Source organism: Amycolatopsis sp. NPDC028719 (genome assembly GCF_055565395.1).
On record NZ_JBVHUL010000006.1, the window covers coordinates 341800 to 354380 of the forward strand.

The following is a 12581-nucleotide window of genomic DNA, read 5'->3' on the forward strand; positions in this document are numbered from 1 at the left end:
GAGGAACTGTGCGAGCCAAGGGCATCGGCTACGACACCGGCCTGGAGCGGAACGGGCGGTTCAACCGCCCGTTCGACCCGGACCTGGTCCGCCGCGAGCTGACGATCATCCGCGACGACCTGCACTGCACGGCCGTCCGGCTGATCGGCACCGACCTGGACCGGATCGACCACGCGGCCCGCGAGGCCGCCGCCCTCGGGCTGGAGGTGTGGTTCTCGCCGTTCCCGTGGGATCGCACGCAGGAGGAGATCCTCGGGCTCCTCGCCGACGGTGCTTCGCGAGCCGAACGTCTGCGGCGGGCGGGTGCCGAGATCGTGTTCGTCACCGGGGCCGAGCTGAGCCTGTTCAACCACGGTTTCCTGCCCGGGGAGGGGATCGAAGAGCGGCTGGCCGGACTGCTGGCGTCACGGGACCTCGTCGCCGGGCTCCCGGACCGGGTCAACGCGTTCCTGGCCCGGGCGGTCGCGACGGTCCGCACCCGGTTCGGTGGCCGCGTGACGTACGCGGCGATACCGCTGGAGCGGGTGGACTGGGAGCCGTTCGACATCATTTCGGTGGATGCGCACCGCTCGAAGGAGGTCGCGCACGTCTACCGCGAGGGCGTCCGCGCGCTGGTGGCGTCGGGCAAACCGGTGGCGATCACGGAGTTCGGCGTGACGCCGTACCGGGGAGCGGCCGACCTCGGCGCCCGCTGCGGCGAAATCGTGGAGTACGAGGGCGACGTTCCGGTGCGGCTGAAGGGTGAGTACGTCCGCGACGAGGAGGAGCAGGCGCGGTACTTCCGCGAGCTGCTGGAGATCTTCACGACGGAGGGCGTCGACGCGGCCTTCGCCTGCACGTTCGTGTGTTACGGGCTGGTCCACCGGGCCGATCCGCGGGCGGACCTGGACATGGCGAGCTGGGGCGTGGTGAAGGTGCTGGAGGAGGGCTCCGGTCGGACGTATGGCGATGTGCCCTGGGAGCCGAAAGCGGCATTCGGCGCTTTGGCGGACTGCTACGCCTGAGCACCAGAGGAATCGCCGATGAAGTGCACGGACGCGCGCGAGTAGTCGATCCGGGGCAGGCTCGTTCGTACAAAGGGCGAGCGGCGGGGCCCGCCCGCCCGCGAGAAGGAGCAGCGTCATGGCGCACTACCTGCTGTCGGTGCACAGCGTCGAAGGCGAAGTCCGCGAACCGCCGTCGGACGCGGCGATGCGGGAGGTGCAGCAGCGGCTCGGCGACGTCGAGCGGGACCTCAAAGCGACCGGGACCTGGGTCTTCAGCGCCCGGCTGGACGAGCCCGCCGCCGCGCGGGTGGTCCGCGAAGCCGGGAACGGGCTGCTGACCACCGACGGGCCCTTCTCCGAGGGGAAGGAGCACCTCGGCGGGTTCTACCTGATCGAAGCCGCCGATCTCACCGCCGCGCTCGGGTGGGCCGGCCGGGTCACCGCCGCGATCCACGCCCCGATCGAGGTGCGCCCGCTCGCCGGGTTCGCCTGATTCGTGGCGGCGACCCCGGTGCCGGGGTGACACTGGCGCCATGAAGGTCGTCGACGGGTACCACGGCACGCGCCACCCGTCGGCGACCGCGCGCTACGCCACCCCGCCGCCGCTGCGACGCGGTCCGGTGCTGGTCACGGCCGCTTTCGCCGCGCTCGGCGGTGCCCTGATCCCGGCCGCCTCGCTCGCCGCCCTCTGGCGGATCTGGCAGTTCTACGCGATGTTGTTCGGCCTGTTCGCCGCCGTCGAGTTCGTCGCTTTCGTCGTCGTGCTCGGGTGGCCGACCCGCAAGACCGCCCGGGCCGGCGCGTGCGTCGCGGCCGCGAGCCTCGCGTTGTGGGTGGCGAGCCGGCCGCTCGGGCTGCTGGCGCGGTTCGACCCCTGGCAGCCGGCGGACACCGTCGCCGGTTTCACGGACTACGCCGCGGCCGCGCTGCAGGTCATCGCCGTCTTGGGCTTCCTGGTCGTGGCTCGGCGGAGAGCACACCCGCGGCCGTCGACGCTGCGGCGCGTGTCGGCGTGGATCGTGCTGTTCCCCGTGCTGCTGCTGGTGCTCGCGACCGGCGCGGTGGGCACGGTCGCGGCCGGCGACAACGTCACCGGCACGTCGACCTCGACGCTGCTCGACGGCAGCACGGTCGAATACTGCCGCCCGGACGGGATCCCCCTGCTCATGGACATCGCCCGCCCGCACCCGGACGTCCGGGCCGCCCCGGTGGCGCTCTTCCTGCACGGCGGTGGCCTCGTCGTGGGCAACCGCAAGCCGGCCGGGCCGGGCGCGCTGCTCGCCGGGTCGCGGCTGGTGCCCCTGCGCGACGCCCTGACGGCGCGGGGGTTCGCGGTCGCCTCGATCGACTACCGCCTCGCGCCCGCGGCGCGCTGGCCGGCCCCGCTGACGGGCGCGAGGTGCGCGGTTCGGTTCCTCGCGGCCAACGCGGCGGCGCTGAACGTCGACCCGGCGCGGATCACGGCCGTGGGCACGGGAACGGGCGGCACGCTGGCGTCACTGCTCGGCGTGGCCAGGGTCCCGGAGAGCCCGGTCCGCGCGGTGGCGGCGCTGGACGCTCCGGCCGATTTCGACCTGACGGGCCTGGACCCGCTCACCCGCGCGTCGATCCTGGTGGCGCTGGGCCGCTCCCCGGCGACGTGGCGCGAGGCGAGCCCGCTGGCGTACCCGGCCGCGGGCGCGCCGCCGTTCCTGCTCGGCCAGGGCGGCCGCAAGTCGGCCGAGTTCGCGGACCACCTGCGCGCGGCGGGCGTCCCGGTGACGACCGGCGACCCGGGGGACGTGGCGGACTTCCTGGCCTCGGTCGTGCGGTAGCTTGGAGGCATGAGCGGTCAGGCACTCGTGGCGCCGATCTTCGGCGACCACTCCTACCGCTGCGACTTCTACGGTTGACGGACCCCGCCTCCAGGTCCTCTCTCCCCCAACCGTAAGGCACAGTCATGTCTGCATCTCCGCACGCCGGGACCACCTGGGCGCTCAAGCACATGCCGCTGACCGCGGCCGCCGTCGAGGAAGCCGCGCCGGTGCTCGCCGGCCGGCGCCTCGCGATGTGCCTGCACGTCGAGCCCAAGACCGCGGCCCTGGTCACCCTGCTGGCCCGCGCCGGCGTCGACGTCACGCTGACCGGCTCGCCCGGCACCACTCACGACGACGTCGCCGACGCCCTCCGCGCGCTCGGCGTGCGGGTGCACACGCGCCGCGCCGACGATGACGCCGGCCACGCCCGGAACGTCGCGAAGGTCCTCGAGTGCGAGCCGGACCTCACCCTCGACAACGGCGCCGACCTGACCCTGTCGCTGCTGGCGTCCGGGCCGCCCGCGGGGTACCTCGGCGGCACCGAGGAGACGACCACCGGCGGCGTGCGGCTGCGGGAGGCGCGCGTGCGCCACCCGGTCGTCGTGATCAACGACTCGCGGCTGAAGCTGCTGGTGGAGAACGAGTTCGGGGTCGGCCAGAGCGTCGTGCAGGGATTTCTCAACGCCACCAACCTGATGGTGCCGGGGATGCGCGCTGCGGTGCTCGGCTACGGGCCGTGCGGCAAGGGCGTCGCGGACACCCTCTCCCGCCTCGGCGCGCGGGTCGCGGTGTGCGACACCGACCCGATGCGCGCGCTCCAGGCCATTTTGGACGGTCACCGGGTCGGCTCCTCGGTCGAGGCCCTGTCCGACGCGCAGGCGGTCTTCACCGCGACCGGCGCCCCGGGCGTCGTCGGCTCCGCGGAGCTGGCGGCCCTGCCCGACGGCGCCCTGCTCGCCGGGGTCGGGCACTTCGCGTGGGAGATCGACGCGGCCGCGCTACGGTCGGCGACGACCCACACGGTCGAGTACGGCGAACCCGGCCGCCGGGTCGGGCACGTGCTCGCCGACGGCCGCGAGATCGTCGTCCTCGACCAGGGCCGGATGCTCAACCTGACCGCCGCGAACGGCAACTCCGTCCAGGCCATGGATCTGGGCCTCACGCTGCAGGTCCGCAGTCTGGCAGCGGTGGCCGCGGGAGTGCTGGCCGCCGAGGTCCAGCCGGTCCCGGCGCCGGTGGAGCGCCGGATCGCCACCGACCTGGTGGCGCGGCTGAGCTAGCTTGACCTGGAGCGCGCTCCAGGCTCTAGCGTGAGGGTCACGCCGACCGCACGTCAGGAGAACGTTTCATGGAGCTCGGTTTCCACCTCCCCATCTTCGACATCGACGGCGGGACCACCGCCATCGCCGGTGAGCTCGCCCGGGTGGGCAGCGCGGCGGAGGAGGCCGGGGCGACCTGGCTGTCCTTCATGGACCACTACTTCCAGATCGAGCCGACGGGCCTGCCCGCCGAGTCGAACATGCTGGAGGGCTACACCACCCTCGGTTTCCTCGCCGCGCACACGTCCCGGGTCGAGCTCGGCCTGCTCGTCACCGGCGTGACCTACCGGCACCCCGGCCTGCTCGCGAAGATCGTCACCACCCTCGACGTCCTCTCGGGCGGCCGGGCCGTGCTGGGTGTCGGCGCGGCCTGGTTCGAGCGCGAGCACCGGGGGATGGGCGTGCCGTTCCCGCCGGTCGCCGAGCGGTTCGAGCGGCTGGAGGAGACGCTGCGCATCTGCGGGCAGATGTGGGACCCGGAGAACAACGGCCCGTTCGAGGGCAAGCACTACCAGCTCGCCGAGACGCTGTGCTCGCCCCAGCCGATCAGCCGCCCGAAGGTGCTCATCGGCGGCGGGGGAGAGCGCAAGACGTTGCGGCTGGTCGCGCAGTACGGCGACGCGTGCAACCTCTTCGCGTCCTCGCCCGAGGACGTCGCGCACAAGCTGGACGTGCTGCGCGGCCACTGCGACGACGTCGGCCGCGACTACGACGAGATCCGCAAGACGGTCCTGGCCAACAACCCGCGTCCGACGCCGGAGACCCGCGACGACTTCGTCCGGGCGATGGCGGACTACGCGAAGCTCGGCGTGCGGACGGCGATCATCACGCCGACCTCGGGCTCGCCGGCCGCGTGGATCGAGGGCATGGCCCCGGCCGTGCCGCAGCTGGCCGAGCTGGGCTAGTCCCGGCGTCCGGCCCGCGGGTTCACCTCCGGATCACTCCGGCTCTGGTAGTCAGGGGGTGAACCGGCGGGCCGCCGGTTCGCCGGTGCCGTGCGCCCTCTTCGTCCACAGTGGACTCTCTGGTTCTTTTTCCTTTGCGGTGAACCGTTCACGGCGTCGCGCCGTGTGCCGTGGTGAGGTGGCGACCAGAGAGGAGGGGCTGATGCCCCACGGACGCAGTACCGGACGACACCGCAAACAGGCCACGATCGGGCTGGCGGCGCTGCTGGGAGTCGCGGGGGCGACGGCGACGGCGATCGCCCTCAGCAGCCCGGCGAGCAACGCGGCGACGGAAAGCTGCGGCGGCCTGGACACGGCGCTGCAGAACAACCTCACGTTCATCGCGGGCCAGCAGGCGGCGCCGGACGCCCAGTCGGCGGCCCGGATAGCCAACCGCCAGGCGGTGGTCGACCAGATCCAGCAGCGCCGCGCGGCGGCCGGCTGCGGCGGAGCGGTGGCCGCGAACGCGGTCGCGACCCAGTGCGCGGCGGTCGTCGACGCGGCCGCGCAGGACGCGGTCGCCGAAGAGGACGCCCAGGCCGGCGGCAACGGTATGGCCCACGGCAAGGCCAAGAACGGCAAGGCCGCCCAGCAGGACGAGAACGGTATGGCCGCCGGCGAGAACGGTATGGCCGACGAGAACGGTATGGCCGACCAGCAGGAAGTTGCCGGCCAGGGCGAGGCCGCCAACGGCAAGGCGAAGCAGAAGGGCAAGGCCGCGAAGAACGGCGCGGCCGAGGAGAACGCCATGGCCGACCAGCAGGACGCGGCCGCCGAAGACGACGCCGCTCAGGCCGACGCGGCGGTCCAGGCCTGCGACGTGGTCGAGAAGTGCGTGGCCCAGGCCGCCGGAGTGGCCGACGCCAACGGCATGGCCGCCGAGAACGGCGCGGCTGCCGAGAACGGCATGGCCGGCGGCAACGGTATGGCCAAGCAGAACGGTGCGGCCAAGCAGAACGGTATGGCCAACGAGAACGGCATGGCCAACGAGAACGGCATGGCTGCCGAGAACGGCGCTGCCGCCGAGAACGGCATGGCCGACGGCGACGGCGCGGCCAAGCAGAACGGCATGGCCAAGCAGAATGGCGTGGCCGACCAGAACGGTATGGCCAACGAGAACGGCATGGCCGACCAGCAGGGCATGGCAGCCCAGGACGAAGCCGCGGCGAAGGATGAAACCGCGGCTCAGAACGAAGTCTCCGCGCAGGACTGCACCGCCATCCTGGCCTGTGTCACCGAAGCCACCGCCGACTCCGGCGCGGCCGCGGACCAGCAGGGCATGGCTGCCGAGCAGAACGGCCAGCAGAAAGCCAAGGGCAAGAACAAGAAGGCCGGCGACGCGGCGGAGCAGGCAGCGGCGGCCGCGGTAGCGGAGAAGTGCGTCGCGGCCTCGGCCGGAAGTGCGACCGCAACCGGCACCGAGACCGCAACCGACAGCACGACCGAAACCACCACCGAAGGCAAGTGAGACCAGGAGGGTGTGCACCGGCGGCGGGCCGGTGCACACCCTCCGCCGGCATCCTCCGCCGGCTCCCACCGTCAGCGCGAACCACCTGCACGAAGTGCCCCACTGATCCCGTGGCCCCCCGCCTGCCCCGATAGGGGCCGGCTTCGGTGACCCGATCCGGTGACGTGCGGGAACTCCGGCCCGCCGCTGCTCGTTGACCCGAGGGAGCCCAGTAACCTGGTGCTCGGAAAACGACCGACGACAGCACGAGGCTTCAGTGACCACCGATCCGGCGGCCGAGGACCTGCGGGAGGCGGCCGACGAGCTCGCCGTCGCCGGGCAGCTCCCGCGTTTCCTGCTGATGTACAAGTTCGCCATCGAAGAGCTGATGACGAAACTGCGGATCCTCAGCGAGGAGTTCGACTTCGTCCACCGCCACGACCCGATCGAGCACATCACGAGCCGGGTGAAGCGGCCGGAGGCGATCAAGGAGAAGGTCCGCCGACGCGGCCTCGGCGACGACTGGATCGCCGCCGCGCACGTCCTCGACGACATCGCCGGCATCCGCGTGGTCTGCCCGTTCGTCTCCGACGTGCACCAGGTCGCCCGCATGCTCACCGCCCAGGACGACGTCGAGCTGCTGCGCACCAAGGACTACATCGCGCGCCCGAAGGCCAACGGCTACCGCAGCCTGCACCTGATCGTGCGGATCCCGGTGTTCCTGTCCGACCGGGTCGAGAAGGTCAAGGTCGAGGTGCAGCTGCGCACCATCGCGATGGACTTCTGGGCCGCGGTCGAGCACAAGCTGTCCTACAAGTACGCCGACGACGTCCCGGACGACTTCGCGGGCGAGCTCGCGGCCGCGGCCCGGACGGCGGCGGACCTCGACGCCCGCATGGCGGCGCTGCACGAACGCCTCCGCTGAGGCGACGTCACGGCGCCAGCGCGTCGAGCAGGATGCCCAGCCCGAACTCGAACTCCGCTTCGTGGTCGCACACCGCGAGGTACGGCGCCGCCGCGGCGACGGCGGGCAGCCCGGACGCCGAGAGGTCCGCGAGCCTGCCCTCGTCGCCGGTACCGCTGAACGTCGGCGCCGCGTCGACCTCCCGCATCAGCGTCCCGATCAGGAACGCCAGGACCGCGCGCAGCCCGTGCACCGCGCGGTCCGGCGGGTAGCCCGCCGCGAGCAGCGGGCCGAGCACGGCCTCGACCGGCGCGAGCGCCGTCATCGACGCCAGCTGGCGGGTCAGCACGAGTGGCGCCGCGCGCGGGTGATCGAGCATCGCGGCCCGGAACCCGTGCGCCAGCGCGGACATCGTCTCCCGCAGGTCCCCGCCGGGAACCGGCGCCGGGATCGCCGCCAACAGCACCTCGGCGATGCCGTCGAGCAGCGCGTCCTTGCCGTCGACGTGGTTGTACAGGCTCATCGGGTCGACGCCGAGCCGGCGCGCGAGCTTCCGCATGCTCACCGCGGCCAGGCCCTCTTCGTCGACGAGCGCCAGCGCCTCCTTCAGGATCCGCGCGCGCGACAAGACGTCCGCGTCCCGGGGTGGACGGCCCCGCCGGGTAGTCATGGGGCGAGCACCGCCGGCAGGCTTTCGTAGCCGCGCAGGATCCGCGTCTCCCGGCGACGGCCCCCGGGCAGCACGCGCAGGTCCGGGAACCGGCCGAAGATCGTGCGCAGGCCGATTTCGCCCTCCATACGTGCCAGCGAAGCGCCCAGGCAGTGGTGGCGGCCGGCGCCGAACGCCACGTGGTCGCGCGCGCCGTCCCGAGTGACGTCGAAGGTGCCCGGATCGGTGAACACCCCGGGGTCGCGGTTCGCGCCGGCCAGCACCGTGGTCACCAGCGCGCCGCGGGGCAGGGGAACCCCGGCGACCTCGGTCGCGCGCGTCGCGAGCCGGCCGGTCAGCAGGACCGGCGGGTCGTATCGCAGGACCTCCTCCACGGCGTTGCCCCACAGCTCCGGACGCTCGCGCAGGACGGCGAGCTGCCCGGGGTCGCCCGCGAGCAGCGCGATCCCGCTGCCGAGCAGGTTGACGGTCGTCTCGAAGCCGGCCGCGAGCACCAGGCCCGCGGTGGACTTCAGCTCCGTCTCGGTGAGGCCGACGCCGCCGTCGCGGGCCGCGACGAGCTTGCTGAACAGGTCCTTGCCGGGGTGCCGGCGCAGGTGGTCGAGGTGCTCTCCGAGCCAGGTGTCGAACTCGCCCAGCGCGGTCTCGACGTGGCGGAACGTGCGCCAGCCCAGGCCGAGGTCGAGGCTGGGCGCGGCCGCCGCGCCCAGCGACAGCACCTTGCCCAGATCGGCCGTCGGCACGCCGAGGATCTCGCTGATCACGGTCACCGGAAGCAGGCTGCAGTAGGACTCGACGAGGTCGAGCGGCCGGCCGGGGTCGAGCTCGTCGAGCAGGCCGTCGGCGATCTCCTGGACGCGCCCGCGCAGCTGCTCGACGGCGCGCACGGTGAAGACGCCGGTGACCAGCTTGCGGTAGCGCGTGTGCTCCGGCGGGTTGACGGCGAGCAGCGACGGCGGCCGCACCGGGTGCAGGTGCTCGCCGGCCGACCACTCGACCAGGCGGCCGAGCGGCGAGCCGTCCGAGCCGATGACGCCGACGCGGAAGTCCTCGCTGGACAGCACTTCCCGGACCGCGGCGTGCGTCGTGGTCATCCAGCCGAAACGAGTGCGCGCGAGCGGGCCGGCGGCGCGGATCTCCTCGAACAGCCCGGTCAGGTCGCGCCCGTCGGCCGCGGCGACGACCATCCGCCCCTGGAGGTCGCCGCGCCGGGCTTCGCGGCGCAGCACGGTCCGGGGGAGCGCGTGGCCGAGCCCCCACTTGATCACCGGCTTGGCGCGGGCGAGGGTTCCTTCGAGCACGGGCGTCCCCTTCCATCGGCGTGCCTACAGTGTAGGTTATCCTGAATTACCTACATCGTAGATTTCAGGAGCGCCGATGACCGAGTTCGACATCCCCGCGCCCGAAGTCCTCGCGGCCCGGCAGAAGCTGGTGCTCGACCACTTCCGCGACGAGGTCGCCCAGGACTGGGACGCCACGCTGGCGACGTTCCCGCACCCGCACTACGAGGTGATCGCGACGATGACGGTCCACGACGGCGCCGGCGCCGTCCGTGGCTACTACCACGACACCCGCACCGCGTTCCCCGACCAGCACCACGAGCTGATCGCGCTGCGGCACAGCGCCGACGCGGTCATCGTCGAGTTTTGGCTGCTGGGCACGCACCTCGGCCCCCTCGGCGCGATCCCGGCGACCGGGTCCCGTTTCCGCGTCCGCATGACGGCCTACTTCGTGTTCGACGCGGAGGAAAAGCTCGTGTGCGAGCGCATCTACTTCGACACGCTCTCGATGCTCAAGCAGCTGATCGGCGGGGTGGACAAGAAGAAGCCGAAGAACTGGCCGCTGCTGCTCCGGGTGGCCCGGGGCTTCCTGGCGATGTCGGGGGAGCGGCCGGACCCGCGGCTGACGGAGACGACGGAGCCGGTGCTGCAGGACTTCTGACCACCGCCAGCACGTTGACCGCGACGATCACCGCGATCGCGGCCCACGACAGCGCGTCGAGACGCTGGCCGAGCACGACCCACCCGACGAGTGCGGCCAGGACCGGGTTCACGCTCATCACGGTGCCGAACACCGAAGCCGGGACCCGCCGCAGCGTCAGCAGGTCGGCCAGCATCGGCACGGCCGACGACAGGACGCCGGCGGTCACCGCCGCGAGCACCGCGCCGAGGTCCGGCCGGTGCGTGATCATCGCCCAGGCGCCGACCGGCACGTACGCGAGCCCGGACGCGCCCGCGGCCGCCGCCGAGCCCGCGACGCCGGGGATGCGCGCGCCGACCGCGCGGTTGAGCAGGATGTAGGCCGCCCAGCACGCGGCCGCGAGCAGCGCCAGGCCGATGCCGAGGTAGTCGGTGCTCGGCCGCGGCCGGACCAGGACGACGACGGCCGCCGCCGCGACCAGCGCGCCCAGCAGGTCACTCCGCCGCCGCGACCCGGCCAGGGCGACGCCGAGTGGACCGAGGAACTCCAGCGTGACGGCCAGGCCGAGGCCGACGCGGTCGACCGCGCTGTAGAGCGAAAGGTTCATCGTCCCGAAGACCGCTGCCAGGGCCAGGACGAGCCGCCACTGGGCGGCGGTGAACTCGCGCAGCCGCGGCCGGGCGGTCGCGAGCAGCACCACGGCGGCGACCCACTGCCGGACGGCGACGACGCCGGCCGGCCCGAGGTGCGGGAAGGCCAGCGCCGCGACCGACGCCCCGACCTGGTTGGACAGCCCGCTGCCCGTCATCAGCGCGGCCCCGCGCCAGCGTCCTTCGCTTGTCATGCCCCGACTGTCACGGCCCGCGACGCATACGCAAAATGCATCCGACACGCCGGCTATACGCTGAACGTATGGATACCGAGTCCGCGCTGGAGCTGCGCCACCTGCGGCACCTCGTCGCGGTCGTGGACACCGGGAGCTTCACCGACGCCGCGATCGAGCTCGGCGTCTCCCAGGCGACGGTGTCGCGGACGCTGCTCGCGCTGGAGCGGATCCTCGGCGTCCGGCTGCTGCACCGCACCAGCCGGACCGTCGAACCGACCACGGCCGGCGTCACGGTCCTGGCCCGCGCCCGGGGTCTGCTGGCCGACGCGGAAACCCTGGTCCACGAGGTCACGACCGGGCACACCCGGCTCCGGCTCGGGCACGCGTGGTCGGCGGTGGGCCGCCACACCGCCGAGTTCCAGCGGCGCTGGCAGGACCGGTACGCGGGCGTCGAGCTGCAGCTGGTGCGGACCAACACGGCGACCGGCGGCCTGGCCGAGGGGCGCTGCGACCTGGCCGTCGTCCGCACCGCCGTCGACACGCGCCGGTACTCCCACGTGCTCGTCGGCCGCGAACGCCGGGTCGTCGCGCTCGCGTCCGACGACCCGTGGGCGCGGCGCCGCGTGATCCGGCTGACCGAGCTGAGCGGCCGCACGCTCGTCGTCGACCGGCGCACCGGCACCACGACCCCGGGCCTGTGGCCCGAGGGCGCCCGGCCGGCGGTGGAGTACACCCACGACATCGACGACTGGCTGGCTGCGATCGCGACCGGCCGCTGCGTCGGCGTCACGCCCGAGGCGACCGCGGCGCAGTACCGGCGTGACGGCATCCGCTACCGGCCATTGCGCGACGCGGACCCCGTGCCGGTCCGGCTGATCTGGCGCCACCGCGACGCGCACCCGGCGACGCACCTGGCAGCCGCCCTGCTGACGGAGCTCTACCGCTCCTGACTCCGCGCCGGAGCCAGCAGGACGCCGAGCGCGACCAGCTCCGTCAGCGCCATCCCGCGTTCGACCAGGCCGAGCGGGATGAGCGTCCACCAGCGGCCGTCCTCCACCGCGGCCACCACCACGGCCCCGAGGATCACCGCGAACCAGCCCAGCGACGCGATCGCCAGCACGCGGGCGAGCCACCGGCGCCCGGGAGAGCCGGGGAACGCCGCCCGCGCCGCGACCAGCACGGCCAGCGGGAGCGCGACGAACGCCACCACGCTCGCGATCCGGTGCAGCGTGCCGCCGAAGTCCGCGCGGGAGACGGTGGCCCAGTCCGGCTTGGGGAAGGCCACGATGACCAGCAACCCGACTGTCCACAATGTCCCCAGGATGGCCGCGGGCACGGGCAGCCGCCGCTGGCTGTGCAGGACGGCGAGCCCGGCCGCCGAGCCCAGCGCCACCAGGATCACCGCCAGGTCGAACACCCACTTGTGGTCCGACAACCCGTACTCGCTGATCGTGCGGCGGGTCGCGCTGATCTGGTCCGTCGGCGGGATGACCTGGAGCAGCAGCACCAGCGCGGCGCCGATCACGAGGGCGGCTAGACCGCTCAGCGAGACCGCGAGCGACGTCCGTCGCGCAGGGATCGTGACCATGAACCGACAGTAGCCGACGCGCGGTTGAACTCCCGGTGAAATGTCCTTTTGGGCGAACCTCGGTGTGAAAACCGGGTCAAGGCTGTACGACTTACGGCGGTTACCGCAGCCGGTTTTCGTCCATTACGGTCACTCGCTACCGGTACGTCCGTGCTGTGCCGGTCTCGTCGAGGAGGTCCTT

Annotated in this window: 12 protein-coding genes and 1 pseudogene; 9 read left to right on the forward strand and 4 right to left on the reverse strand. The window is 72.9% G+C overall.

Annotated features, from left to right (window positions below; all coding sequences use genetic code 11):
• Positions 1-8 precede the first annotated feature (8 nt).
• The 7 genes from ACZ4TR_RS29530 (at position 9) to ACZ4TR_RS29560 (ending at position 7417) form a co-directional block, all read left to right on the forward strand.
• The gene (locus ACZ4TR_RS29530; RefSeq protein WP_465290352.1) at positions 9-1004 is read left to right on the forward strand and encodes a hypothetical protein; all 996 of its coding nucleotides are present in this window, start codon (positions 9-11) and stop codon (positions 1002-1004) included.
• 118 nt (positions 1005-1122) lie between these two features.
• Entirely contained in the window at positions 1123-1479 is a 357-nt protein-coding gene (locus ACZ4TR_RS29535; protein ID WP_465290353.1) for a YciI family protein, read from the forward strand.
• Positions 1480-1519: 40 nt separating this feature from the next.
• Positions 1520-2800 carry an alpha/beta hydrolase gene (locus ACZ4TR_RS29540; RefSeq protein ID WP_465290355.1) on the forward strand — a complete coding sequence of 427 codons (1281 nt, stop codon included), beginning with the start codon at positions 1520-1522 and terminating at the stop codon, positions 2798-2800.
• 125 nt (positions 2801-2925) lie between these two features.
• On the forward strand, positions 2926-4062 hold the full coding sequence (locus ACZ4TR_RS29545) for an adenosylhomocysteinase (protein ID WP_465290356.1): 1137 nt from the start codon (positions 2926-2928) through the stop codon (positions 4060-4062).
• Positions 4063-4130: 68 nt separating this feature from the next.
• Positions 4131-5006 carry an LLM class F420-dependent oxidoreductase gene (locus ACZ4TR_RS29550; protein WP_465290358.1) on the forward strand — a complete coding sequence of 292 codons (876 nt, stop codon included), beginning with the start codon at positions 4131-4133 and terminating at the stop codon, positions 5004-5006.
• A 202-nt stretch (positions 5007-5208) separates the two neighbouring features.
• Positions 5209-6513: a hypothetical protein gene (locus tag ACZ4TR_RS29555; RefSeq protein ID WP_465290360.1), complete on the forward strand. Its 1305-nt coding sequence runs from the start codon at positions 5209-5211 to the stop codon at positions 6511-6513.
• Positions 6514-6769: 256 nt separating this feature from the next.
• Entirely contained in the window at positions 6770-7417 is a 648-nt protein-coding gene (locus ACZ4TR_RS29560; protein ID WP_465290362.1) for a GTP pyrophosphokinase, read from the forward strand.
• Between the two features lie 7 nt (positions 7418-7424).
• On the opposite strand, the gene ACZ4TR_RS29565 is transcribed toward ACZ4TR_RS29560, so the two are convergent.
• Together ACZ4TR_RS29565 and ACZ4TR_RS29570 are read right to left on the reverse strand one after the other, a co-directional pair.
• Positions 7425-8066 carry a TetR/AcrR family transcriptional regulator gene (locus ACZ4TR_RS29565; RefSeq protein WP_465290363.1) on the reverse strand — a complete coding sequence of 214 codons (642 nt, stop codon included), beginning with the start codon at positions 8064-8066 and terminating at the stop codon, positions 7425-7427.
• Positions 8063-9367 carry a cytochrome P450 gene (locus ACZ4TR_RS29570; RefSeq protein ID WP_465290365.1) on the reverse strand — a complete coding sequence of 435 codons (1305 nt, stop codon included), beginning with the start codon at positions 9365-9367 and terminating at the stop codon, positions 8063-8065. Before ACZ4TR_RS29570 ends, ACZ4TR_RS29565 begins: the two co-directional genes overlap by 4 nt.
• A 76-nt stretch (positions 9368-9443) precedes the next feature.
• Here ACZ4TR_RS29570 and ACZ4TR_RS29575 point away from each other — a divergent pair.
• Positions 9444-9812: pseudogene (locus ACZ4TR_RS29575) on the forward strand (ester cyclase); the annotation flags it as partial.
• A gap of 46 nt (positions 9813-9858) precedes the next feature.
• On the opposite strand, the gene ACZ4TR_RS29580 reads toward ACZ4TR_RS29575, so the two are convergent.
• Positions 9859-10830 (reverse strand): EamA family transporter, encoded by a 972-nt coding sequence (locus tag ACZ4TR_RS29580; protein ID WP_465290367.1) that lies wholly within the window; start codon positions 10828-10830, stop codon positions 9859-9861.
• Positions 10831-10898: 68 nt separating this feature from the next.
• Here ACZ4TR_RS29580 and ACZ4TR_RS29585 point away from each other — a divergent pair, with 68 nt between their 5' ends.
• A complete protein-coding gene (locus ACZ4TR_RS29585) occupies positions 10899-11762 on the forward strand; it encodes a LysR family transcriptional regulator (RefSeq protein ID WP_465290369.1) in 864 nt (287 codons plus the stop codon).
• On the opposite strand, the gene ACZ4TR_RS29590 is transcribed toward ACZ4TR_RS29585, so the two are convergent.
• Positions 11750-12400 (reverse strand): DUF998 domain-containing protein, encoded by a 651-nt coding sequence (locus ACZ4TR_RS29590; protein ID WP_364521424.1) that lies wholly within the window; start codon positions 12398-12400, stop codon positions 11750-11752. The genes ACZ4TR_RS29585 and ACZ4TR_RS29590 overlap by 13 nt on opposite strands.
• Positions 12401-12581 lie beyond the last annotated feature (181 nt).